This is a genomic window from Pseudomonas bharatica, from assembly GCF_048586865.1.
Classification (GTDB): domain Bacteria; phylum Pseudomonadota; class Gammaproteobacteria; order Pseudomonadales; family Pseudomonadaceae; genus Aquipseudomonas; species Aquipseudomonas bharatica.
The window spans coordinates 37,259-59,890 of record NZ_JBMAWR010000021.1; the positions used below are offsets into that span (position 1 = coordinate 37,259).

Here is a 22,632-nt window from a genome sequence, read left to right on the forward strand (position 1 = left end):
CGGTTCAAGGGGTAACGGCGGCCACGGGGCGGGCGCTTTTCTGCACCTGCTCCCAGACCCGCAGGAAGTTGCCGCCCCATAGCTTGGCGATGTCCGCCTCGCTGTAGCCGCGGGTCAGCAGCTCGGCGGTGATGTTGCGGATCTCGCTGACGTCCTTCCAGCCGTCCAGGCCGCCGCCGTCGTTGAAGTCGGAGGCGATGCCGACATGGTCGATGCCGATCTTCTTCACCGCATAGTCGATGGCGTCGCCGAACGCCTTCAGCCCGGCCTTGGGTTCCTTGTCGACGATGCCGTAAAGGTTGCTGGCGTAGTCGCCGAAGCGCGCCTCGGGCCAGATGGCAATCACCGCGTCGCCGGGCATCAGCGCGTTGGCCAGGCCGTCGAGCGGCTGCAGGTCGAAGCGCGCGCGCAATGCCTCGAGCTTGTCCAGGGTCGGTTTGCTCAGGGGCTTGAGGTAGGTCGGGAAGCCGACGATCTGCACCACGCCGCCGCTGTCCTTGATCAGTTGCAGTTCCTTGTCGCTGAGGTTGCGCGGGATATCCACCAGCGCCCGCGGTGCCGAATGCGAGGCCACCAGCGGCGCGCGGCTGAGGCGGGCGACCTGTTCCAGTGCGAGGGTGGACATCTGCGACACGTCGATGATGACCCCGAGGTCGTTGAGCCGGGTCACCGCCTGCTTGCCGATAGGCGCCAGGCCGCCGAGGGCGTCGGCGGTGTCGTTGAAGAACGGCAGTGGCCGCGACGAGTCGGACCAGTCGTTGTTGCCCACGTAGTTGAAGCCGAACATGCGCATGCCGCGGGCGGTCCACAGGTCCAGCTGGTCCAGGTCATCACCCAGCGGGTAGGCGTTGAGCATGCTGATGAAAATGGCGAACTTGCCTTCGCCGTGCAGGCGGCGGAAGTCGTCGGGGGTATAGGCGATGCCGACCTGGTTGGGGAAATCGCGGACCATGCCGGTGATGATCCTGTAGCGCACTTCCTGCTGGTGCCGGGCCTCGTCGACGAAGCCCGGGGTCGGCCGGTGCGGAGCATTGGGGCCGTTCCACAGTTCCGGCCAGCCGAAGATGGTCAGCGCCGCGCCGGACAGCCGCCCGCGCCCGGCCTTGACCAGGTCGAACTGGCCCGGTCCGTCCTTGTCCGCTTCGCGCCCGGCGCTGCCGAAGTCCAGGGGCACGGTGATATGGCTGTCGAAGGAAATCATGTGCTCGTGCAGGGCGTTGGCCTGCTCGACGATCTTGCGCGGGTAGCCGGCGTCGTTCTTCCAGTACAGCCAGCCGGCGGCAGCGGCGCCGAGGCCGAGCGCCAGGACCAGCGGCAGGCCGATGAACAGGGCTTTGCGGGAGCGGGGTTTGGTCATTGCCATCTCGGTCGCGATTGAGGTGTCAGGGGAAGAACGAAGAAGCGGCGAGGAAATTTACGCAGGGAGAACGGGTTAAAGGTTTATGTGCAACGGCCGATGCCCTGTTCGGATCTCTTATTTCAGGACGTTAATTTTCATGGCCGATTACCTCAAAGCCCTGGCATCGAACCTGTCGATCAACGGCAACCTCAGCAGCGTGACCAACAAGACCAATGTCGCTTCCGATCCATCGGCGGTGCCGGAGGGCAGTGTGCGAGGCGATCTGTCGGCAGTACGCAGCGGCGGCGCGGCAGCGCCCACGGCGTCGGAAAAGACGGCGCAGACCACCAGCGAGTCAAATGAAGTCAAGCTGCTGCGCGAACGGGTGAAGGAATTGCAGAAGCAACTGGCCCAGCAGCAGAAAGAACTGCAGGAAGCCATGGCCAGCGATCAGGAAGACACCATCAAGCAGACCCGCATCGCCTCAGCCCAGGCGGCGGTGGCGGCGACTACCGGCCAGTTGTTGCAGGCCAATGCCGCACTGCTGGCGGCGCTGACCGAGTCGGGGAGCAGTACTTCGGGGAATAGCGTCGATACCACTGCCTGAACGGGGTTTGCTGGTGTTGCTACTGGCCTCATCGCCGGCAACGCCGGCTCCCACAGGTATTGCGTTCACCGCAGAACCTTGTGGGAGCCGGCGTTGCCGGCGATGAGGCCCTCCAGGTCAGTCCACCTGCGGCCGATTCTGGCTGCGCTCTGCCTTGTAGCGCACCGCTACCGCCGGTGCCGGCTTGGTCGCGCCGGTTTCCAGCCATTGGCGCATGCGGCTGGCATCGGCGAAGTGGGTGTACTTGCCGAAGGCATCGAGGATCACCATCGCCACCGGACGGTTGTCCATCTTCGTCAGCAGCACCAGGCAGTGGCCGGCATCGTTGGTAAAACCGGTCTTGGTCAGCTTGATATCCCAGTTCGGCTTGTTCACCAGATGATCGGTATTGCGGAAGCCCAGGGTGTAGTTGGGCTTGCGGAAGGCCACGGTTTTCTCGCGGGTGGTGCTCAGTTCGCTCAGCAGCGGGTAGTTGCGCGCGGCCATGAGCAGCTTGGTCAGGTCGCGGGCAGTAGAGACGTTGCTCGGCGACAGGCCGGTCGGCTCGACATAACGGGTACTGGTCATGCCCAGGGCCTTGGCCTTGGCGTTCATCGCCTTGATGAAGGCGCCATAGCCGCCCGGGTAATGGTGGGCCAGGGTCGCCGCAGCGCGGTTTTCCGAAGACATCAAGGTGATCAGCAGGGTCTCGCGGCGGCTCAGTTCGCTACCCAGGCGAACCCGCGAGTAGACACCCTTCATTTCCTTGGTCTGGGCGATGGTCATGGTCAGCATCTCGTCCATCGGCTGCTTGGCATCGAGTACGACCATGGCGGTCATCAGCTTGGTCACCGAAGCGATCGGGCGCACCATGTCGGGATGGCTGGAATACAGCACCTTGTTGGTCTGCAGGTCGACCAGCATGGCGCTGCCGGAAGCCAGGTGCAGCTTGGACGGATCGCGCTGTTCGAGGGCGGAAGCGGGTTGGGCGACGGCGTTGGCGGTGACGCCGACGGTACCAGTGAGCATTAGCAGCAGACTGAAGATCGAGAGAGAGGTTTTCACGTAGGTGCTCACTAAAAGAAGGTATGTCGTTGGCAAGGCAAGGTTTTTTATTTTTCTAAGCGTGACATTGTGGAGTATGGCTTGGAGCCTGTCGATTGCCGCCCGGTGCTTAGTCCGAATATGAATAAACTTTAATCAGCTGGTACCAACTGGCAGCTAAAAGCTCCGTGCAACTCATCCTGCCCTGGCGCAAAGAATCTGAACTAGTCAGCGCCCGGGATCCTCCCTTGCATAGATAGCCAACAGAGTTTGCGCAGGGGATTCAATCATGGGACGCATGCCCGAGCTGGACGACGTGAAGGCCAGCCCCGCGGTGCACGGGGGTGGTGTTGAAAACCTGTATTTTGAGCTGTTGCGCGGTGGCGTGACGGGCAGTGAGGAATGGCTGGCGGCCCAACTGCGTCGTGCCGATGCCCTGGGCGACGACCTGCCGGCGTCTGCTGGGCAGCTGGGCGCCTGGATCGAGCAGCGCAATGCGCAGGTCGCCCAGCGCTATGCCGATTACCTTGAGCAGCGCCGCGCTGGAGCACCGCGCCGCATGTTCAGCAACCGGGCCCACGCCTTGTATTTCCTTCAGCAGGTCACCCCGACCAAGGCCGTCGATGGTGCCTGGTTGCATGGGGTGCTGGCCCATTGGGACGACCCGCGTTACCACGGGCTCATTCGCATCTACCTTGAGGAACTGGGCGACGGCGACCCGGCCTGCAACCACGTAGTGATCTGGCGCCGCCTGCTCACCGAGCAAGGCTGCCACGAGCCGGTGCCGCTGGCCGATGAGCGTTATCTGCAAGGCGCGCTGCAACTGGCCCTGGGCTGCAACAGCGAAGCATTCTTCCCGGAGGTGCTTGGCTACAACCTGGGCTACGAGCAACTGCCGTTGCACCTGCTGATCAGCAGTCATGAACTGGACGAACTGGGCATCGACCCGCATTATTTCCGCCTGCACGTGACCATCGACAATGCCAGCACCGGCCACGCCAACAAGGCCCTGGATGCGGTGCGGCAGTTCTGGCCGGAGCAGGGCGGCGATGAATTCTATAGGCGCCTGGCCCGGGGCTATCGCCTGAACGACCTGGGCGCAGGCTCGATGGACGTGGCTGCGGGCTTCGACCTGGAAAGCGAGCTGTTGGCCGCCCTTGAGCGCAAACGGGTTTTCGCCCAGCACCTGCATTCGGACCGCTGCCGGTTCGACGGGCGCACGGTCAACGAATGGCTCTCCGCGCCCGGCAGCTTTCCGGCCTTTCTCGATGCGTTGCAGCGCCAGCGCTGGATCCTGCGTGATCGCGATCCCGCCGAGAGCCGTTTCTGGCAATTGGTGGAAGGCCCGCAGGCAGCGATGTTCGGGGTGTTCAGCCCTTATGAAAAGCAGTTGCTGCATGACTGGATCGCCGGTGACTGGCAGGCGCCGAAGACCCGTTCGGTGCCGGTGCTGTTCCCGGAGGTCGAGCTGCCTCGGCCGGAGCGGGAGCTGTCGATTGCCGAACTGATCGAGCAGATGGCCGGTGACCGCCATGCCACGCCGCTGGGCCTGGCCGCCACCCGTCGCTACATTCAACTGACCGGCCTCAAGGGAGGGCATTGCCATGCAATTGACCGATGAGCAACGCCTGAGCGACGAGGCCCTGTTGCACCTGGGGCGACGCCTGCATGCCGATGGCTACCGCTTCACCTGCGTTACCCCGCTGACCCAGCAGCGCTACCAGCAGCAGAACGCGTCGCGACCGGCGCTGACCTTGCGCGATGTATTCGGCTGGAACCTGGGGTTCGATGAGTCGTTGTTGTCGCCGGACGAATTGCAGCACATGCGCCAGGCCGGCATCGTCCGGCCACACGACGGGCTGCTGCGTAGCCAGGTGCGCTGGTCCAGCGTGCATGACCTGTTGCTGGTGCATTCGGGCTTCCCCACCGACACGGCGGATGCGGTGTTCTTCGGGCCGGACAGTTATCGCTTCGCACGGGTGATCGAGGCGCACTTGCAACATGCAACGGCGCCGATCGAGCATGCCGTCGAGATCGGCTGCGGCACCGGGATCGGCGCGCTGCTGATCGCCCGGGCGCGGCCCCATGCCCAGGTCAGCGCGCTGGATATCAATCCCCTGGCGCTGCGCTATTCGGCGGTGAACGTGGCGCTGGCCGAACTGGCCAATGTCACGGTGGAGTACAGCGATGTGCTCGAAGGCATCACGGGCCGGTTCGACCTGATCGTCGCCAATCCGCCGTACATGCTCGATGCCCGGCAGCGCACCTACCGGCACGGCGGCGGCCGGCTTGGTGAAGGGCTGTCGCTGCGCATGGTCCGTGAGTCGCTGGAGCGCCTGGCCCCGGGCGGCAGCCTGCTGCTGTACACCGGCGTGGCCATGATCGACGGGCAGGACCCGTTCCTCGAGGCCCTGCGCGACGTGCTCGACCAGCCGCAGTGGGCCTGGTTCTACGAGGAACTGGACCCGGACCTGTTCGGCGAACAATTGCTCGAGCCGGGTTATGAACGGGTGGAGCGCATCGCCGCCGTGGCGCTGACCGTGACGCGACGGAGCTGAGTCATGGGCTGCACCTTCGGCATCGAGGAGGAATACCTGCTGGTAGACCTGGACAGCGGACGCCTGCTCTACGACCCACCGCCGCAGGTGCTGGCAGCCTGTCGCGAGGTCTTCGGGGAGCATTTCGCGCCCGAGATGTTCCGCAGCCAGGTCGAGCTGGTATCTCCGGTCTTCGACAGCATGGCCCAGGCGCGGGATTTCCTGGCTTCACGCCGGGAGCGGCTGGCGCTGCAGCTATCGGCGGACGGCGTCGGGCTGCTCAGCGCCGGCAGTCATCCCTTGGGTGGCTGGAGCCAGCAGCGACCGACGGCAGAGGCGCACTACCGCCAGTTGTTCGAGGATTATCGCCAGGTGGCCCGGCGCAGCGTGGTATGTGGGCTGCATGTGCATGTCGGCGTACCCGCCGGGGTCGACCGGATTGCCGTGAGCAACCGGGTGCGGCGCTGGCTGCCGCTGTTGCTGCTGCTCAGCGCGTCGTCACCCTTCTGGGAGGGGCAGGACAGCGGTTATTGCAGCTATCGGCGGGTGCTGTGCGGGGAATGGCCGCGCATGGGCCTGCCGGAACCGCTGGACGACTGGGCGCATTACCAGGATTACCTGGCGTGGTTGCGCAGTACGGGTTCGTTGCGTACGGATGGCGACTGCTGGTGGGCGCTGCGGCCGTCGTCACGTTTCCCGACCCTGGAATTGCGCATCAGCGATGCCTGTCCGCGCCTGGAAGACGGTTTGTGCATCGCCGGGTTGTTCCGGCAGATGGTCGAATGGGCCATCAGGCAACCGGTACCAGGCAGGGCGCCTGACCAGCAGGCCCTTTGGCGCGAGCAGGAAAACTATTGGCGAGCCATGCGCCTCGGACGGCGCGGGCAATTCATTGGCGAGGACGGCAGCTCGCTGACCGCGCAGCAGTGGCTGACCGAGACCATGGATATCCTCCAGCCTGGCTGCGCTGAAGCGCGGGACGCTTTCAGCCGGGCCGGTTCCATCCTGTTGTTCGGCAGCAGTGCCGATCATCAGCTCACTGCCTTCGCCCTGGCCCGGCAAAGCGGGGCCAGCGAGGCGCAGGCGCTGCGCCTGGTGGTGGAAGGGTTGCTGGACGAAACCGCAGGGCAATAAAAAGCCCCGCCATGAAGGCGGGGCAAGGGGAGGTGTGCGGAGCAACGCACAAGGGAAAGACGGTTTCGTTGAGCTATGCCTCGAAGGACCTGGCTGCTATATCACGGGCCCTTGCTTCGGCGTCGGGCAGCGAGAGGATCGGGCCGCCGATCTTCTCGCCGTCACGGACCAGGTACCAGCAGACCAGCAATCCGACATCCCTCAGTGGAGAGGGGACGGCGCTGCCGACGACGGACATGATGCTGATGGTGGCCATGGCGAGTACTCCCTCTGGGTCATGCCGCCAACCTTACGTGTCACGCGGGCTGTGGTGAAATCAGTGTTCTCAATAGTGTTCATTGATGAAATCCACTACCAGCGCGGCGGGCCGTAATAGACCGGCGGCGGGCCATAGTAGCGGTGGTAGTGCGGTGGTGGCGCCGGCACATAGCGCTCCACGACCGGGTAGGGCTGGTAGTACACCACCGGTGGCGGCGGGGGTGGCGGCTGGTAATAGACCGGCGCAGGCGGTGGCGGCGGGTAATACGCCGGGGCCCGTTCGACGACCACGGTACGTTCCGGGCCGCCGGACACGGCAGCACCGACCACGGCACCCACTACGGCAGCACCGATGACCGGACCTGCACCCCAGCCGCCGCCATGGGCGGAGGCTTGTCCAGACAGGGCCAGGGCACCGATCAGCAAGGCAATACCGGGTATATGACGCTTCATGATGATTCCTCGCAGGGCATAACTCCGCCCGATACAGCGGGTCGGGTCATTACTATGACCGCTATTTCGCAAGCTTTCGCCGGTGCGCTTGGTAAAGGTTTTGTAAGGGGCGATCAGCGGTAGGGCGCAGGCTTGGGCATACTGTCGGCTTTCGTGGTTTTCCGGAGTTCGTCATGACCCCCAGCAAAGACACCGTCCTGTGCATGTCCCTGGCCGGCCGCCCCGGCACCTTCGGCGTACGCTTCCACAACCACCTGTACGAGCAACTGGGACTGGATTACTACTACAAGGCAATGACCACGCGCGACCTGCCGGGGGCGATCGCCGGGATCCGTGCCCTGGGGATCCGTGGCTGCGGGGTTTCGATGCCTTACAAGGAGGCCAGCATCGCCTTGGTGGACGAGCTGGATCCGTCGGTGGCGGCGATCGACTCGCTCAATACCATCGTCAACAGCGACGGGCATCTGAAGGCCTACAACACCGACTACATCGCGGTGCGGCACTTGATCGAGGCGCATGGGCTCGATCGCCAGTGGTCGCTGGCGTTGCGCGGCAGCGGCGGGATGGCCAAGGCGGTGGCCTGTGCGTTCCGGGATGCCGGGTTCAGCAATGGCACCATCGTCGCTCGCAATGAAGAGGCAGGGCGACGCCTGGCGGGGAATTGTGGTTATGAGTGGCGGGCGGAGGTCGGGGATCTGCGTCCGGCGTTGCTGGTGAACGTGACGCCGATCGGCATGGCCGGTGGTGTGGAGGCGCAGGAACTGGCGTTTTCCGAAGCGCTGATCGATGCCGCCCGGGTGGTCTTCGATGTCGTGGCGATGCCGGCGCGCACGCCCTTGATCCTGGCCGCCGAGGCGCGCGGCAAGCGGGTGATCACCGGGCTGGAGGTGATTGCCTTGCAGGCGCTGGAGCAGTTCGTGCTGTATACCGGCGTGCGGCCGACGCGGGAACAGGTGGAACTGGCGGTGGCGTTCGCCCGGATTTAGAGGGTGCTCTTTCGGGCCTTATCGCTGGCAAGCCAGCTCCCACAGTGTCCGCGGCGCAGCTCAGATCCCCGTGGGAGCTGTCAGCGATGAGGTCAAAAAGAGCACCCCATCGCTGGCCAGCTTCTACAGGTAATGAGATTGACACTGAACCTTGTGGGAGCCGGCGTTGCCGGCGATGAGGCCGGTCGGATCAATTCATTGCTCTAGCCGTGCCAGGCGTTCTTCCAGTGCCGCAATCCGCGCTTCCAGGGCTTCGATGCGTTCCGCCGAAACCCCGCTGGCGACCCGCTCCGGCCCTTGCTGGCGCGCCGCCAGGATCGCTTCGATCTCGGCCGGGTCCCCCAGCGCATGGGTGTAGCGATCTTCCCGCTGCCCCGCCTGCTTCGGCACGTGCAGGGCCAGGTCCCGGGCAACCAGGCGCTCCAGCTGGTGCTGCACTTCATCGGTGTCGGCGAACTCATGCATGCGCTGGCTACGGGTCAGCAGTTCGTTCAGGGTCTGTGGCCCACGCAGGAACATCAGCCCCATCAGGATCAACTGTGCCGGCACCAGCTCCAGGGCCTTGTCCACCCGCTGTTCCCAGCGGTCGGCGCGGCTGCCCATCTGCAGGCGCACCAGGCCCTGGCCTTCGAGGTTGCGCAGGCTCTGGCCGATCTGGCCCTGGGTCAGGTTCATCACCGGTTCGCGGCTGGTTTTCTGGTTGCAGGCCAGCATCAGCGCATTAAGGGTCAGGGGATAGGTTTCCGGGCTGCTCGCCTGTTTCTCGATCAGCGAGCCAAGGATGCGCACTTCGGCGGGGGTGAATCGGGCAGTGGCGGAAGAATCGTGCTCGTCGGACATGGCCCTGTCTCTTTGCGTGAAAAGGGTCATAGCCTAGGGGCGCAGGCGGGTAAAACACAAGCGACCGATGGCTTGAGGCCATCGGTCGTGAACGGGATCAGGCGCGCCGGGCTTCGGCTTCGCAGGCCGCGGCGGTGAACAGCACGTCGGTGGAGGAGTTCAGCGCGGTCTCCGCCGAATCCTGGAGCACGCCGATGATGAAGCCCACGGCGACCACCTGCATGGCGACTTCGCTGGGAATGCCGAACAGGCTGCAGGCCAGCGGGATCAGCAGCAGCGAACCGCCGGCCACGCCCGAGGCCCCGCAGGCGCAGACTGCCGCGACCACGCTGAGCAGCACGGCGGTCGGCAGGTCGACGTTGATGCCCAGGGTATGCACGGCCGCCAGGGTCAGCACCGTGATGGTGATCGCCGCACCGGCCATGTTGATGGTGGCGCCGAGGGGAATGGACACCGAGTAGGTGTCTTCATGCAGGCCGAGCTTCTCGCTGAGGGCCAGGTTGACCGGGATGTTCGCCGCCGAACTGCGGGTAAAGAAGGCGGTGATGCCGCTTTCGCGCAGGCACAGCAGGGTCAGCGGGAACGGATTGCGGCGGATCTTCCACCACACGATCAGCGGGTTCATCACCAGGGCCACGAACAGCATGCAGCCGATCAGCACGGTCAGCAGGTGCAAGTAGCCGAGCAGTGCGTCGAGGCCCGACTGCGCCAGGGTCGAGGCCACCAGGCCGAAGATCCCCAGCGGGGCGAAGCGGATCACCACGCGCACGATCATGGTCACGCCGTTGGACAGGTCATCCAGCACGCTGCGGGTGGTGTTGCCCGAGTGACGCACGGCGATGCCCAGGCCGATGGCCCACACCAGGATGCCGATAAAGTTGCCGTTGACCAGGGCGTTGACCGGGTTGTCCACGGCACTGAGCAGCAGGCCCTGAAGCACTTCTGCAATGCCGCCGGGTGCACTCATCTGCGCTTCGCCGGTGTTCAGCACCAGGGTCGAGGGGAACAGCATGCTCGCCACCACCGCGACCACCGCCGCGCCGAAGGTGCCCCACAGGTACAGGGCGAGAATCGGCCGGATGTGGGTTTGCTGGCCCTGCTTGTGGTTGGCGATCGAGGCCATGACCAGCACGAACACCAGGATCGGCGCCACCGCCTTCAGGGCGCTGACGAAAACCTTGCCGACGAAGGCCAGGTTGGCCGCGACCCCTGGCGCGATCAACGCCAGGGCGATCCCGGCGACCAGGCCGATGACGATTTGCAGCACCAGGCTGGTGCGATTGAGCAGAGTGAGGACGGGCAGCATAAGGGTTGTTTCTCGGTCTTGGCAGACGCCGGCAAGGCCGGCCGGAAAAAGGGCGGAACTCTAGCATAGAGTGCCTGCCCCAACCCAAGGTGCCGTCCGGCGGTAGGTCTGCCGGCGCTGTCGCTGTTACCATGCGCGGCCGTTTCGAGCCGACGCGCTCACCGTTGGAGCCTGGATGTTCTTGCCCATTCTGTTGCTGGCCGCGGCCGGTTTCACCGTATTGACCACCGAATTCCTTATTGTCGGCCTGTTGCCGGGGATCGCGCGCGACCTGGGCGTCAGCGTGCCCCGTGCCGGATTGCTGGTGACCCTGTTCGCCTTCACCGTGGCCGCGTGCGGCCCCTTCCTGACCGCCTGGTGCGCGCGTTTCCAGCGCAAGCGCCTGTTCGTCGGGGTGTTGCTGCTGTTCGCTGCGTCCAACCTGCTGGCAGCGCTGGCGCCTAACTACTGGGTGATGGCGCTGGCGCGGCTGGTTCCGGCCCTGGGGCTGCCGGTGTTCTGGTCGCTGGCCAGCGAAACGGCGGTGGATATCGTCGGCCCGGCCTATGCCGGTCGGGCGATCAGCAAGATCAGCTTCGGCGTGGTCTGCGCCATGGTCTTCGGCATTCCCCTTGGCACGCTGCTGGGCGATGCCTGGGGCTGGCGCGCCGCTTTCGGCGTGCTGGCCCTGCTGGCATTGGCCAAGGCCTTGTTACTGTGGCGCTTTCTGCCGCATACCCCGCGCAAGAGCGAGGCCACCTCGCTGCGCAGCCAGTTTGGCGTGCTGCGCGGGCGCCTGCTGCAAGGGCATGTGCTGTTGTCGGTGCTGGTGTTCAGCGGCATGTTCACCGCCTACACCTACTTGGCAGACCTGCTGGAGCGCCTGGCCGGCTTCGACGGCAAGCTGGTTGGCTGGTACCTGATGGGCTTCGGTGCGGTAGGCCTGATTGGCAACAGCCTGGGGGGCCGGGCGGTTGATCGTCATCCGTTGCTGGCGTCGGCAGGCTTCAGCGCGCTGCTGGTGATCGCCTTGCTGGTGGTGGTACCGGCGATCAGCTCGCCGGTCGGCCTGATCCTGGCCCTGGCCTTGTGGGGCGCGACCCAGGCGGCGCTGTTCCTGGTCAGTCATGTCCGGGTGATCAAGGCCTCACCCTCGGCACCGGCTTTCGGCGCCTCGCTGAATATCGCCGGGGGCAACCTTGGCATTGGCCTGGGCGCAGTGATCGGCGGCCAGGTGATCGATCATCTGGGCCTGGGCAGTGTCGGTCAGGTCGCCGCGCTGCTGATCGGCCTGTCGGTGGCCCTGGCCCTGTGGCTGAGCCGCTTCAAGCCAGTGGCCAGTTGAACAGCTCGCGGCGCGCACCCTCGGTGATGGCGACGATGCCCGGATGCTTGACCTTGCGCTCCACCGAGATGGCATAGAACGACTCGGTCACCGCGTCGGTCTGGCCGATCAGTTCGACGCCGTACTGCCGACACACCTCCTCGGCAATCACGCTGGGCGCGATGAATATGCCGCTGCCGGACTTGCCGAAGGCCTGCATCAGCGCGCTGTCATCGAATTCACCGACGATCCGCGGCTGCAATTGCTGCTCGGCGAACCAGCGCAGCAGGCGGTTGCGCACCATGGTCTCCTGGCCGGGAATCAGCAACGGCGCGTGCTGCAGGCAGGCGGGGAAGGGCAGCGGCTGGCGCCCGGCCAGTTCCGGGGTGGCGAGAAAGCTGATGCCGCACTCGCCCAGTTTCTGGCTATAGCCCTTGATGTCCAGGTGGCCGGGCATCGGGCTGTCGGAAATCACCAGGTCCAGGCGCTGGATCGCCAGGTCGGCGAGCAGGCGCTCCAGCTTGTCTTCGCGGCAACTGATGCGCAGCGGTTCGGCCAGTTCCATGGTCGGGGCGATCAACCGGTAGACAATGGACTTGGGCACCACGTCGGCCACCCCGACGCGGAACAGCACCTGCTGCTCGTTGGGTTGCGCGCGCAACATGGCTTCCAGCTCGCCGCCGATCTGGAACATCTGCTCGGCGTAGGACAACGCCTGGCGCCCGGTCTCCGTCAGCTCCAACTGGCGCCCGACCCGCTGGAACAGCTCGATGCCATAGGTCTGCTCGAGCAGGCTGATCTGCCCGCTGATGGTCTGTGGCGTCAGGTTCAGCTGTTCGCAGGCGCGCACGATACTGCCGGTGCGGGCCACGACCCAGAAGTAATGGAGCTGGCGGTAATTGAGCACGGCAAATCCCGATTCGAAAAAACCGAAGTATAACCGCTGAAAATACGAATTTTTCTGAAGTTTTCCGCTCTCTAGAATGCCTCCCATTGCGGCGCCATGTTTCGCGCGCCGATGCCATTGCAGTGAGGACGACATGCTCTATCTCAAATCCATTGGTACACCGCTGGTGCTGGTCATGGCCCTGTTCGCCCTGGGTGGCTGCGAACAGGCTGAAAAATCCGCCCAGCAGATGCTCAACCAGGCGGCCGAATCGGCCAAGCAGGCCATCGACAAGACCAACGAAGCGGCCCAGCAGGCGCTGAGCGAAGCCACCGGTTCGGAAAAAACCGACAAGGAAGACAGCAAGGACGCCGACGGCCAGAAAATCTGACCTATTTTTCAATAACCCCCTCTCAGGACCTGATTCATGGAATACCTGCTGGAACTCGCTGCAAGCCCGACCGCCTGGGTCGCCCTGACCACCCTGGTGGCGATGGAGATCGTCCTTGGTATCGACAACCTCATCTTCATTTCCATCCTGACCAACAAGCTGCCCGTGGAGTACCGCTCCAAGGCCCGCCGCATCGGCATCTCCATGGCCCTGGTGATGCGCCTGGCGCTGCTGAGCACCGTAGCCTGGATCGTGCAGCTCACCGAGCCGGTGATCGACATCCTCGGCAAGAGCTTCTCGTGGAAGGACATGATCCTGATCGCCGGCGGCCTGTTCCTGCTGTGGAAAGCCACCAAGGAAATCCATGAGAGCGTGGATCCACGGGCCAAGGAAGAATCGGCAGCCTCGTCTACCATTACCCTGGGCTTTGCAGCGGCCATCGGTCAGATCCTGTTGCTGGACATCGTCTTCTCCATCGACAGCATCATCACTGCCGTGGGCATGACCGAACACCTGCCGATCATGATCATTGCGGTAATCAGTGCCGTGATCGTGATGCTGGTAGCCGCCGACCCGCTGGCCAAGTTCATCAACGACAACCCGACCGTGGTGATGCTGGCACTGGGCTTCCTGATCATGATCGGCATGACCCTGATCGCCGAAGGTTTCGGTGCCCATGTGCCGAAAGGCTACGTGTATGCAGCGATGGCGTTCTCCACCGCGATCGAGGTACTCAACATCATGTCGCGCAGGGCTCGCCAGCGCCGTGAGGCCAGCAAGGGTTGATCAACCGGATCTGTTGCGTGCTGTAGTTTGGGGGCTCCTTCGGGAGCCCCTTTTTTATGGGCAGGCGGCTGGCGGATCAGTGCGCGTTGGCGTGACGCCGGCCAGCCCGGCGATGGGCTGGTGCGGCTGGCCTGGTCGCTGCATGCGGATCCTGGTGGTGCAAATGGTGGCGGCGGGCGATTCGCAGTACACCCCACAACATGGCAGCGGCTACGCTCAGCCAGGCTGCGATCAACATGAAGATAGCCATGGTCAGGCTCATGGGTGCCTCCTTCTTCAGTACAGGCGGGACCTGTAACTCAGACACCTGATAAGTCTAGACGGTCAGTTATTTCAGGCTATTGACCGAAGGTCCAAGTGCTAGACCGCTTTGTTCCAAGCCCGGCGCGGGCTATACCGATGCCGTCCGTCGGCCTATGATCGGCCCTTTGACCCTGTCGAGCGAGGACCCATGCCGATCCTTTCCATTGCCCCGCGCCGCCTGATGCTGGCCTTTCTCCTGGCCGCCGGCCTGGCCGGGTGTGCCAGCCAGCCGTCTTCCGAGCTCAAGCAATTGCCCCAGCGGGTCGAGCTCAGCTCCGTACCGTTCTTCCGTGGCAACGCCGACCAGAGTGCCCCGATGGCGCTGGCTGCGTTGCTGTCGCAGCAGGGCGTGCGGGTGACGCCGGGGCTGCTGGGCCTGCCGAAACAAGCCGAAAAGCTCCAGGCCGGGGTTGAGACCACGGCGCGTCAGTACGGCATGCTGGTCTATCCACTGGATCACAGCCTGGCCGCGCTGCTGAGCCAGGTCGCCGCGGGCTATCCGGTGCTGGTGCGTTTCCAGGAGGGCTCGGCCTTCTGGAGCGAGCCGCGCTACGGGCTGCTGGTGGGCTTCGATCGGTATAAGCAACGGGTATTGCTGCGTGCGGGCAATAGCCGAAGGCTGCTGATGGACTTCGATGCGTTCGAGTCGGCGTGGAAGAAAGAGGGCAGTTGGGCGGTGCTGGTGCAGCAGCCAAGGCAGTTGCCGGCCGCGGTGGATCGGCAGCGCTGGTTGAAGGCGGCCAATGACCTGGCCCAGGCGGGGCAGGAGCAGGCGGCGCGGCAGGCGGTCGAGGCGATCGGGCGCTGAGCCTTGTGTTGCTCTTGAGGGCGCATCGCTGGCAAGCCAGCTCCTAGAACGAAGCATAACTCTTTGATTTGCAGGGACCGTGTGGGAGCGGGTTCATCGGAGCGCCGAACCGCCGCGATTGCTATTGTGAATTCACTACCGCAATCGCGGGTAAACCCGCTCCCACAGGGTACGCGTCGTGCTTTGGAACTGTTCTCTGCGCGACAGCGCAGCCTGAAAGGCTGGGCGGACTCCCACAGTGTTGGGAGCTGGCTTGCCAGCGATAGGGCCGGGACTGACAGCAGGGATAAACCTGCTGCCAGCAGCAATTAAACCCCCAGGCGATCCCGCAGGCTGTAGTACCAGGCGCCGATCGCACTGAACGGCACGCGGAACATCTGGCCACCCGGGAACGGGTAGTGCGGCAGCTCGGCAAAGGCATCGAAACGCTCGGCCTGGCCACGCAGCGCCTCGGCCAGTACCTTGCCGGCCAGGTGGGTGTAGGTCACGCCGTGGCCGCTGCAGCCTTGCGAGTAGTAGATGTTGTCGCCAATCCGGCCAACCTGCGGCAGGCGCGACAGGGTCAGGAGGAAGTTGCCGGTCCAGGCGAAGTCGATCTTCACGTCCTTCAACTGCGGGAAGGCCTTGAGCATCTTCGGCCGGATGATCGCTTCGATGTTCGCCGGGTCACGCGCGCCGTAGACCACGCCGCCGCCGAAGATCAGGCGCTTGTCGCTGGTCAGGCGGTAGTAGTCGAGCAGGTAGTTGCAGTCCTCGACGCAGTAGTCCTGCGGCAGCAGGGTACGCGCCAGTTCGTCGCTCAGCGGTTCGGTGGTGATCACCTGGGTGCCGCAGGGCATGGACTTGGCCGCCAGCTCCGGAACCAGGCCACCGAGGTAGGCGTTGCCGGCGACGATGATGAACTTGGCCCGCACGCGGCCGTTGGGCGTATGCACCACCGGGTTGGCGCCGCGCTCGATGCGCACGGCTGGGGATTGTTCGTAGATCTTGCCGCCCAGGGATTCCACGGCGGCGGCTTCGCCCAGCGCCAGGTTCAGCGGGTGGATATGACCGCCGCTCATGTCCAGCATGCCGCCGACATAGTTATCGCAGGCCACCACTTCGCGGATGCGCTTCTGGTCCATCAGTTCCAGCTGGGTATGGCCGAAGCGTTCCCACAGGCGCTTCTGCGATTCCAGATGGCCCATCTGCTTGCTGGTCAGGGCGGCGAATACGCCACCGTCCTTCAGGTCGCACTGGATGTTGTACTTGGCGACGCGCTCGCGAATGATGCGCCCGCCTTCGAAGGCCATCTGCCCCAGCAGTTGCGCCTGGCGCGGGCCGACGGTGCGTTCGATGACATCGATGTCGCGGCTGTAGCTGTTGACGATCTGCCCGCCATTGCGGCCAGACGCACCGAAGCCGACCTTGGCGGCTTCCAGTACGGTGACGCTGAACCCGTTCTCCAGCAGGAACAGGGCGCTGGACAGGCCGGTGTAGCCGGCACCGATCACGCAGACATCGGTCTGCACTTCTTCCTGCAGGGCGGGGCGCTGGGGTACCGGATTGGCCGAGGCGGCGTAATAGGATTGTGGGTAGGCGATGGTGGCCATGCGCGGTGAACCTCTAAACGATGACTTTGTAGTTGTGTGTTTTGTATTTTTTACGGATGCGCCAATCCTATCAACAATAATAAACACCCGCCAGCCGGGCTGACGAAATCCCCTAAAGCCGGCCCCAAGCGTCAAGCGTAAGTAAAAAATTTCTATTATTCAGTGGTTTAGGCGAAAAAAACGTTGACACACCTTGTCGAAAGCGTAGAATGCCGCCTCACAGCAGGCACATAGCTCAGTTGGTTAGAGCACCACCTTGACATGGTGGGGGTCGTTGGTTCGAGTCCAATTGTGCCTACCAAACATCACCGCTCCTGTTGGCGGTCAAGCAGAAAGGGCGATCCGAGAGGGTCGCCCTTTCTGCTTTCGCTGTGTCTGCCCGAGCCGTCCCGGCTTCACGCGGCCCGCTCAACCCACGCGTGATCGCTCCACTCGAAGACTGCGGATTCGTCAGCCTTCGCGTCTGGCTCGACGACCACCGGCCCGAAGCGGACCTGAACAGAGGCGCAGTAACAGGCGCGCATCGCTACATCCGCCGGCCCGGGCACAGCCTCCAGGCCCTTCTTCTCCCAGTTGGCGACCGTCTGCACATCGACGCGCAGCAGGGCTGCCAGTTCGCTCTGGACCAGGCCCTGCTCCTTCCTCAGGAAGCGAAACTGATGCCCGGACATCGGCGTGGTCTGGCCGAGAATGTCTACTGCAATGGCCCGGTGCAGGCCATCGATGTCTTCGATGACCACACCACCCCCATACGAGGTTTCCACCATCTTGTAGCCATTCTTCAGGAAGATCCCGTTCAGGCCGCAGCCGGTATATTCGTACATCTCAAATCTCCCATACGGTAATGGCGAAAAGCTCGCCAGGGATTGCGACCGGCTTTACAGCCGCTATGACGCAGACGATATCCCGTGGCGCCGGTTCGCTCATGCGGAACTCGAAGCTCTGGTGTCCTGCGTTGTAGAACGGTCCGCAGACGATGGATCCACGACGCAGGCAGGACAGTACCTCGACCGTCGACACCCCGCGCTGCTCCATTCGCTGCAGGCAATGCCCCGTGAACACGACCCTGGCCGAATCCCTGGCCAATGCGTGAACGAATTCCTCGAGCTGTTGCTTCGTCCATAAAGGCTGACGGCTCATTTCAGTTACCTATAATTTTTATAGGTTGCTCTATGGTAATGCGCAACCTGGGTTCGTCAATTGGTAGCTGATTGATGGCCAATGTTCTTCGCAGAAGGGATGAGCATCGACCGCCGACGAGACTCAGGCGAAACGATTTCCCTGGGCAAGCGCTGTGCTGGATCAAAAAGTAACCAGGGGCCGGGCGGCCTGTGTTGAGTTTTCCTTGTCTGCCGCCACGCGCTTTTTGAAGTCGCTGATTCTTTTGCAGATTTTCTTCAATCTTGCAGTTGACAGCCTCAGCCAAGTGCGTAGAATGCCGCCCCACAGCAGGCACATAGCTCAGTTGGTTAGAGCACCACCTTGACATGGTGGGGGTCGTTGGTTCGAGTCCAATTGTGCCTACCAAACATAACCGCTCCTGTTGGCGGTACAGCGAAAAGGGCGACCCGAAAGGGTCGCCCTTTTTGCTTTTCGCGTTTCGGACACGACACGAATCGTCGTCGGCCATTTCGATAATCTGCCTGACGAAGCGTTAAGCAAGGAGTGAACGATGACGGGGTTCGACCTGCGAGTACTGCGCGACGCACGCCATGTACTGGTTTTCACCGGTGCCGGCGTTTCGGCGAGCAGTGGCATTCCGACCTTTCGCGATGCCCTGGGCGGTTTATGGAGCCGCTACGACCCGGCCAGTCTGGCTACCGCCGACGCCTTTCGCCAGGATCCGGCGCTGGTCTGGGGCTGGTATCAATGGCGGCGGGCCCAGGTGTTGGCCGCCAGGCCCAATCCGGCGCATCTTGCCATCGCCGAACTGGCTCGCCGGGTGCCGCGCCTGACCCTGGTGACCCAGAATGTCGATGATCTGCACGAGCGAGCCGGGTCCCAGGAGGTAATCCATCTGCACGGCAGTCTGCATGCGCCGCGTTGTTTTGCCTGTGCCCGGGCCTATGCCGGCAGCGATGCCGAGCCGGCACGGGTCGAGGAGGGCGAGCGCATCGAGCCGCCTCGTTGCCTGCGTTGCAATGGCAGGATCCGCCCCGGTGTGGTCTGGTTCGGCGAGGCGTTGCCCGAGCGGCCTTGGCGTGAGGCGCTGGCCGCCGCGAGGGCGTGCGACCTGCTACTGGTGGTCGGTACTTCCGGCCTGGTGATGCCTGCTGCGCAGATTCCCCAGGTGGCCCGACAGAATGGTGCCAGGGTGGTGCAGGTCAATCTCGACGCGGAGCCGGCGGACGGGGCAACGACCTTCAGCCTGATAGGTGACGCGGCAGAGATCCTGCCGCGCCTGCTTTCGCAAATGGCTGATGATCAGGCCGGCCCGTAGGCCGCCGCTGCTCGTTGCAGGGTCCCGGCAATCTGCTGGCGCAGGGCGGGTGGCTCGTGCACCACCAAGGCATCGCCCAACGACAGGATCCACCAGTGCAGTTGCCAGGTATTGGTCACCGTGGCGCTCAGGTGGAAACCGTCCTCGACTTCCTCCAACTGCATGTCGCTGCTCAGTGGCGTTTCGCGGATCAGCCGGGCCTGGTGCTCGCTGACCCAGGCCTGCAAGCGGATTTTCTCTGGCTTGCCGAACTGCAGGGCATCGCTGTCGAGGTAGGCCTGCAGTTCGAAGGAATCCAGGCCCCGGCAGGATGAATCGAGCAAGACGGCGTTGCGGAACCGGTGCACGGCGAACTGGCGAACATCGGTATAGGGCTCGGCGGTGGCGATCAGGTAGGTGATCAGGCCGCGCTGCACGATTGCCAGTGGATTGAGGGTCAGTTCGCTGAGCTTGTCGTTATGCGCTGAATAATACTGGCACTGCACCTGCCGTTCGCTGATCAATGCCTGCTGCAGCGGCTCGAGGATCCGTGCCTGGACCTGGGGTGCCTGCAGATTGAAATCCGGCCGCACGCTGGCCACCTTGTCCGGCCAGCGTGCGGCCGGATTACCGTCGCCCAGGCCCTTGAGCTTGGCCCGGGCGTGTTCGAAGCGTGGTTCCAGCACGCTCAGCATGCTCCCCGGCAAAAGTGGGCGAACCGCATCCTCGACCAGGGCGAGGCTGACCGCTTCGGTCAGGGTGATGCCTTGCAACTCCACATTAACGCCCGGCTTCCAGTACCAGCCGAAGGGCGTGCCGCCATCGTTACATTGCAAGGGAAAGACTATCGAGAGGTCGCGCAGGTCCCGTTCGATACTGCGCCGACTGATGCTGTACCCTGCGGCGGTGAGGCGCGCCAGCAGTTCGCTGACGGTGATGCCGGGCGGGCGTTTGGGCAGTTGCTGCAGCAGTTCCCATTGTCGATTGAGGGCGCTGTGGGTCTTGGCGGAAGGCACCTGGATCATCCTTGTGGGGTCGGGGCTGGCCTTTGGCTAGCAATCAAGCGGGCGAGTTTCTGCCGATCCGCAGCCCCTCGCAAGCATTAGTTGGTCCAGGCGGCGAACCCGATCGGGCGTTGCCGGGCCGCGGGTTTCAGTTGGCATTCGGCACGCAGTGCACTGGCCAGCCCGGCGGCGCTGGCAAAGGGTCTGAAGCGCGCACGGCGGGCGACCAGGGCGAAATCTCCCGGCGTCAGGCAGGTTTCGTCGAGCAGGCCCTGCACGGCGCGGCCACCGGTATCCTTCAGGCCAAGGGCTTTAAGGTGTGCAGCGAACAGGTTGCGGATCTGCATCGGGTTCAGATAGCCGAAATGTACCTTGAGATCGAAGCGGCGCAGCGAGGCTTCGTCGAGGTCGGACATCAGGTTGGTCGAGGCGATGAACAGTCCGCTGTAGCTTTCCATTTGCGTGAGCATTTCGTTCACAGCGGTGATTTCCCAACTCTGCCGGGCCTTGCGTCGATCCCTGAGAAAACTGTCGACCTCGTCCAGCAGCAACACCGCGTCTTCCTGGCGGGCCCGTTCAAAGGCATCGGCCAGGTTCTTCTCGGTGCTGCCGACGTAGGGCGAGACCAGGTCGGATACGCGCTTAACCATCAGCGGCTTGCCCAGCTCGCGGGCCAGCCAGTGGCCGAGTGCGGTCTTGCCGGTGCCTGGTGGCCCGTAGAAGCACAGACGGGCCTGGGAGTGGGCCTGCAGGCCGCTGACCAGGCCGTCGAGTGCCAGGTCGGTGTTGATCAACTGTGGCGAATAGAAGGGCGGCAAGCCTTGCTCGTCGGGCTGCAGCCGCTCGAAACCCTGGGCCTTGAGGGTGCTGTCGACGATGCTGCGAACGGCGTTGTCCAGCGGCTTTCCGGCGCGTTGGGCGAGGCTGCGTCCCACCCGTATCGCCCGCTCCAGCACGGCCGGAGTCATCTGCTCGTGGCTGCACAGGTGCTCGACCAGTTCGTCGCCCAGCTTGCCGCCGCTGCATTCGCGCAACAGCTTGCGACGTTGCGCCAAAGGCGGGTTGGGCACTTCGATGACCAGGTCGAAACGACGGATATGCGCGGCGTCCATCGCTTCGATGCTGTTGCTCAGCCAGAAGCAGGGCAGGGCGTTTTCTTCCAGCATGCGGTTGATCCAGCCTTTCTGCGAGCGGCTGCCGGCTTCGGGGCTGGCGTGGTGGAAAATGTCCTCGATCTCGTCGAGTACCAGCAGCGCCCTCTGCGAACGCAGCACGCTGTCGGCCGCCCGCAGCGAGCACAGGCGCTGACGGGCCTGGACCGGGTCTCCGTGCTTGTCGGTGCAGGCCACCTCGTACAGCACGCAGCCGAGGTTCCTTGCGATCAGCCGGCTCAATTGGGTCTTGCCGGTGCCGGGAGGACCGTAGAGCAGAATGTTGACCCCTTGGCGCCGCTGGGCCAGGGACTTTTCCAGATAGCGTTCGGCAATGCCCAGCGAGTGCTTCAGATGGCTGTAGTGCTCGGCGTTCAGGTTCCCCGGCGGGCTGGGGCGGAAGGCGTAGGCGAACAGCTCCAGGGGCTGGCCCTGGCTGAAACGCAGCAGGCCGGGCAGCTCGGTATTGCTGATCGACAGCATCGAACTCAGGGCCATTGCTGCACGGTTGACGGTGCCCAGCTCGAGCAGGCCGCTGCGCATCAGGGTGCTGCCCCGTGCCAGGCAGGCTTCCACGGTCGGCAGATCAAGCCCGAGCAGGACCGACAGCACTTTCATGGTCCGATTGATGCCCAGCAGGCCCAGTTGGTCGGTAGCATCGCTCAGGGTGGGGTCGCAGAACATCAATACGCAGAAACCGAGGATGCGCAACTCGGCCTCGTTCAGCCCCAGCAGCCCGGCCAACGCCGCCAGGTTGTTGCCCAGTCGGTCCGGGTAGGCTGGTTGCGGGTGCTGCGCGTGGAAGGTGCGCGCGCTCCTGCGCAGGGCGGCCAGTACCCGTGCCGTATCGAAGGTGTCGTCCTCGGCCCATTTCTGCAGGCCCAGTTCATGGGCCAGCTCATAGTCGTTGAAACCGTGGCGGGTGATGAAGTTGCGGTGTCCGCCCAGTTCCAGCAGCAGCTGGTAGCTCCATCTCAGGGACAACGGGCAGGTATCGGCGACGCGCAGGCTGGTGCGGCCGAGGGGGTTGAAACAGGTCGCCATGTCGACTTCTCCTGAGGCTGTGGGCGCGCAGGATGGGCCAGGGGATGGTCACAATGTGTCGTCAGGGGGGATGGAGGGATGAGGCGGGGCAAGACCGGCGCAGATTGCTCTTCGGAAGGAAAAGAGGAACGGCCCACGATCGAGCCGCTCGCAAAGGGAAATCAGGGGACGCGGATCAACTCGACACCACTCTGCACCAGCTCGAAGCGATCTTCGCCCAGGTGGTTGACCCGATCGCCGATAGCCAGGCGATAGGTGGTAATCGGTAACGAGGCGGCACTTCCATCGGCCTGCAGGGTGGCTTCCTGAAACTCATGCACGGGATAGATGCGTCCTTCGGCGTCCCTGGCATGAAATTGCCCGACCAGTACTGCTGTCATTTCGGTTATGACCTCTGAAAAAAATGATCTGCGTGGTTCATAGACCGTACCGGTCCGTAGGAAGTTTTGTAGGACCAGGAAA

General features: G+C 63.9%; 24 protein-coding genes and 2 tRNA genes. 12 read left to right on the forward strand and 14 right to left on the reverse strand.

Going from position 1 to position 22,632, the window contains the following annotated elements; genetic code table 11:
• Nucleotides 1-4: 4 nt before the first annotated feature.
• Nucleotides 5-1,357 carry a pyoverdine-tailoring dipeptidase-like protein PvdM gene (gene pvdM / locus ACKLLE_RS20805; RefSeq protein WP_064304842.1) on the reverse strand — a complete coding sequence of 451 codons (1,353 nt, stop codon included), beginning with the start codon at nucleotides 1,355-1,357 and terminating at the stop codon, nucleotides 5-7.
• Between the two features lie 139 nt (nucleotides 1,358-1,496).
• On the opposite strand from pvdM, the gene ACKLLE_RS20810 reads away from it, so the two are divergent.
• The gene (locus ACKLLE_RS20810) at nucleotides 1,497-1,946 is read left to right on the forward strand and encodes a hypothetical protein (protein WP_009394601.1); all 450 of its coding nucleotides are present in this window, start codon (nucleotides 1,497-1,499) and stop codon (nucleotides 1,944-1,946) included.
• A 117-nt stretch (nucleotides 1,947-2,063) separates the two neighbouring features.
• Here ACKLLE_RS20810 and pbpG read toward each other — a convergent pair whose 3' ends face one another.
• Nucleotides 2,064-2,990 (reverse strand): D-alanyl-D-alanine endopeptidase, encoded by a 927-nt coding sequence (gene pbpG / locus ACKLLE_RS20815; RefSeq protein WP_037058468.1) that lies wholly within the window; start codon nucleotides 2,988-2,990, stop codon nucleotides 2,064-2,066.
• A gap of 268 nt (nucleotides 2,991-3,258) precedes the next feature.
• Between pbpG and ACKLLE_RS20820 the strand changes: the two genes are divergently transcribed.
• The 3 genes from ACKLLE_RS20820 to ACKLLE_RS20830 are packed head-to-tail and all read left to right on the forward strand — an operon-like array spanning nucleotide 3,259 to nucleotide 6,640.
• Nucleotides 3,259-4,590, forward strand: coding sequence for an iron-containing redox enzyme family protein (locus ACKLLE_RS20820; protein ID WP_420058950.1), 1,332 nt, complete (start codon nucleotides 3,259-3,261; stop codon nucleotides 4,588-4,590).
• On the forward strand, nucleotides 4,574-5,527 hold the full coding sequence (locus ACKLLE_RS20825; RefSeq protein WP_420058951.1) for a methyltransferase: 954 nt from the start codon (nucleotides 4,574-4,576) through the stop codon (nucleotides 5,525-5,527). The genes ACKLLE_RS20820 and ACKLLE_RS20825 overlap by 17 nt, the downstream gene beginning before the upstream one ends.
• Nucleotides 5,528-5,530: 3 nt before the next feature.
• Nucleotides 5,531-6,640 carry a carboxylate-amine ligase gene (locus ACKLLE_RS20830; protein ID WP_420058952.1) on the forward strand — a complete coding sequence of 370 codons (1,110 nt, stop codon included), beginning with the start codon at nucleotides 5,531-5,533 and terminating at the stop codon, nucleotides 6,638-6,640.
• Between the two features lie 73 nt (nucleotides 6,641-6,713).
• Here ACKLLE_RS20830 and ACKLLE_RS20835 read toward each other — a convergent pair whose 3' ends face one another.
• Nucleotides 6,714-6,896, reverse strand: a complete 183-nt coding sequence (locus tag ACKLLE_RS20835; protein ID WP_064303857.1) for a hypothetical protein — start codon at nucleotides 6,894-6,896, stop codon at nucleotides 6,714-6,716.
• Nucleotides 6,897-6,991: 95 nt separating this feature from the next.
• Nucleotides 6,992-7,351, reverse strand: coding sequence for a hypothetical protein (locus tag ACKLLE_RS20840; protein ID WP_009394608.1), 360 nt, complete (start codon nucleotides 7,349-7,351; stop codon nucleotides 6,992-6,994).
• A gap of 173 nt (nucleotides 7,352-7,524) precedes the next feature.
• On the opposite strand from ACKLLE_RS20840, the gene ACKLLE_RS20845 reads away from it, so the two are divergent.
• Entirely contained in the window at nucleotides 7,525-8,337 is an 813-nt protein-coding gene (locus ACKLLE_RS20845; RefSeq protein WP_420058953.1) for a shikimate 5-dehydrogenase, read from the forward strand.
• 195 nt (nucleotides 8,338-8,532) lie between these two features.
• On the opposite strand, the gene ACKLLE_RS20850 is transcribed toward ACKLLE_RS20845, so the two are convergent.
• Nucleotides 8,533-9,177, reverse strand: coding sequence for a YceH family protein (locus ACKLLE_RS20850; protein ID WP_420058954.1), 645 nt, complete (start codon nucleotides 9,175-9,177; stop codon nucleotides 8,533-8,535).
• A 97-nt stretch (nucleotides 9,178-9,274) separates the two neighbouring features.
• Nucleotides 9,275-10,483 carry a serine/threonine transporter SstT gene (sstT, locus tag ACKLLE_RS20855; RefSeq protein ID WP_420058955.1) on the reverse strand — a complete coding sequence of 403 codons (1,209 nt, stop codon included), beginning with the start codon at nucleotides 10,481-10,483 and terminating at the stop codon, nucleotides 9,275-9,277.
• A 175-nt stretch (nucleotides 10,484-10,658) separates the two neighbouring features.
• Between sstT and ACKLLE_RS20860 the strand changes: the two genes are divergently transcribed.
• Nucleotides 10,659-11,807 carry an MFS transporter gene (locus ACKLLE_RS20860; protein WP_420058956.1) on the forward strand — a complete coding sequence of 383 codons (1,149 nt, stop codon included), beginning with the start codon at nucleotides 10,659-10,661 and terminating at the stop codon, nucleotides 11,805-11,807.
• Here ACKLLE_RS20860 and nhaR read toward each other — a convergent pair.
• Complete coding sequence (gene nhaR, locus ACKLLE_RS20865; RefSeq protein WP_009394618.1) at nucleotides 11,788-12,693, reverse strand: transcriptional activator NhaR; 906 nt, start codon at nucleotides 12,691-12,693, stop codon at nucleotides 11,788-11,790. The genes ACKLLE_RS20860 and nhaR overlap by 20 nt on opposite strands.
• Before the next feature lie 133 nt (nucleotides 12,694-12,826).
• Here nhaR and ACKLLE_RS20870 point away from each other — a divergent pair, with 133 nt between their 5' ends.
• Together ACKLLE_RS20870 and ACKLLE_RS20875 are read left to right on the forward strand one after the other, a co-directional pair.
• Nucleotides 12,827-13,063, forward strand: coding sequence for a hypothetical protein (locus ACKLLE_RS20870; protein WP_009394620.1), 237 nt, complete (start codon nucleotides 12,827-12,829; stop codon nucleotides 13,061-13,063).
• A gap of 36 nt (nucleotides 13,064-13,099) precedes the next feature.
• Complete coding sequence (locus ACKLLE_RS20875; RefSeq protein WP_420058957.1) at nucleotides 13,100-13,849, forward strand: TerC family protein; 750 nt, start codon at nucleotides 13,100-13,102, stop codon at nucleotides 13,847-13,849.
• A gap of 76 nt (nucleotides 13,850-13,925) precedes the next feature.
• Here ACKLLE_RS20875 and ACKLLE_RS20880 read toward each other — a convergent pair whose 3' ends face one another.
• Nucleotides 13,926-14,111, reverse strand: a complete 186-nt coding sequence (locus ACKLLE_RS20880) for a hypothetical protein (protein WP_009394625.1) — start codon at nucleotides 14,109-14,111, stop codon at nucleotides 13,926-13,928.
• 189 nt (nucleotides 14,112-14,300) lie between these two features.
• Between ACKLLE_RS20880 and ACKLLE_RS20885 the strand changes: the two genes are divergently transcribed.
• Nucleotides 14,301-14,960: a peptidase C39 family protein gene (locus ACKLLE_RS20885; RefSeq protein WP_064303851.1), complete on the forward strand. Its 660-nt coding sequence runs from the start codon at nucleotides 14,301-14,303 to the stop codon at nucleotides 14,958-14,960.
• A gap of 308 nt (nucleotides 14,961-15,268) precedes the next feature.
• On the opposite strand, the gene ACKLLE_RS20890 is transcribed toward ACKLLE_RS20885, so the two are convergent.
• Complete coding sequence (locus tag ACKLLE_RS20890) at nucleotides 15,269-16,552, reverse strand: NAD(P)/FAD-dependent oxidoreductase (RefSeq protein ID WP_009394629.1); 1,284 nt, start codon at nucleotides 16,550-16,552, stop codon at nucleotides 15,269-15,271.
• Nucleotides 16,553-16,776: 224 nt separating this feature from the next.
• On the opposite strand from ACKLLE_RS20890, the gene ACKLLE_RS20895 reads away from it, so the two are divergent.
• Nucleotides 16,777-16,853 (forward strand) — tRNA-Val (locus tag ACKLLE_RS20895).
• Nucleotides 16,854-16,947: 94 nt separating this feature from the next.
• On the opposite strand, the gene ACKLLE_RS20900 is transcribed toward ACKLLE_RS20895, so the two are convergent.
• Both ACKLLE_RS20900 and ACKLLE_RS20905 read right to left on the reverse strand, forming a co-directional pair.
• Nucleotides 16,948-17,376: a helix-turn-helix domain-containing protein gene (locus ACKLLE_RS20900; protein ID WP_009394630.1), complete on the reverse strand. Its 429-nt coding sequence runs from the start codon at nucleotides 17,374-17,376 to the stop codon at nucleotides 16,948-16,950.
• 1 nt (nucleotide 17,377) lies between these two features.
• On the reverse strand, nucleotides 17,378-17,692 hold the full coding sequence (locus ACKLLE_RS20905) for a DUF4258 domain-containing protein (protein WP_420058958.1): 315 nt from the start codon (nucleotides 17,690-17,692) through the stop codon (nucleotides 17,378-17,380).
• A 310-nt stretch (nucleotides 17,693-18,002) separates the two neighbouring features.
• Here ACKLLE_RS20905 and ACKLLE_RS20910 point away from each other — a divergent pair.
• Both ACKLLE_RS20910 and ACKLLE_RS20915 read left to right on the forward strand, forming a co-directional pair.
• Nucleotides 18,003-18,079: transfer RNA gene (locus ACKLLE_RS20910), tRNA-Val, on the forward strand.
• Between the two features lie 145 nt (nucleotides 18,080-18,224).
• The gene (locus ACKLLE_RS20915; protein WP_064303850.1) at nucleotides 18,225-18,992 is read left to right on the forward strand and encodes an SIR2 family NAD-dependent protein deacylase; all 768 of its coding nucleotides are present in this window, start codon (nucleotides 18,225-18,227) and stop codon (nucleotides 18,990-18,992) included.
• Here ACKLLE_RS20915 and ACKLLE_RS20920 read toward each other — a convergent pair.
• The 3 genes from ACKLLE_RS20920 to ACKLLE_RS20930 all read right to left on the reverse strand — a co-directional run bounded on the left by ACKLLE_RS20920 (nucleotide 18,977) and on the right by ACKLLE_RS20930 (nucleotide 22,550).
• Nucleotides 18,977-19,987 carry a helix-turn-helix transcriptional regulator gene (locus tag ACKLLE_RS20920; protein WP_420058959.1) on the reverse strand — a complete coding sequence of 337 codons (1,011 nt, stop codon included), beginning with the start codon at nucleotides 19,985-19,987 and terminating at the stop codon, nucleotides 18,977-18,979. The genes ACKLLE_RS20915 and ACKLLE_RS20920 overlap by 16 nt on opposite strands.
• A gap of 86 nt (nucleotides 19,988-20,073) precedes the next feature.
• Entirely contained in the window at nucleotides 20,074-22,170 is a 2,097-nt protein-coding gene (locus tag ACKLLE_RS20925) for an AAA family ATPase (protein ID WP_420058960.1), read from the reverse strand.
• Nucleotides 22,171-22,331: 161 nt separating this feature from the next.
• On the reverse strand, nucleotides 22,332-22,550 hold the full coding sequence (locus ACKLLE_RS20930; RefSeq protein ID WP_009394644.1) for a hypothetical protein: 219 nt from the start codon (nucleotides 22,548-22,550) through the stop codon (nucleotides 22,332-22,334).
• Nucleotides 22,551-22,632 lie beyond the last annotated feature (82 nt).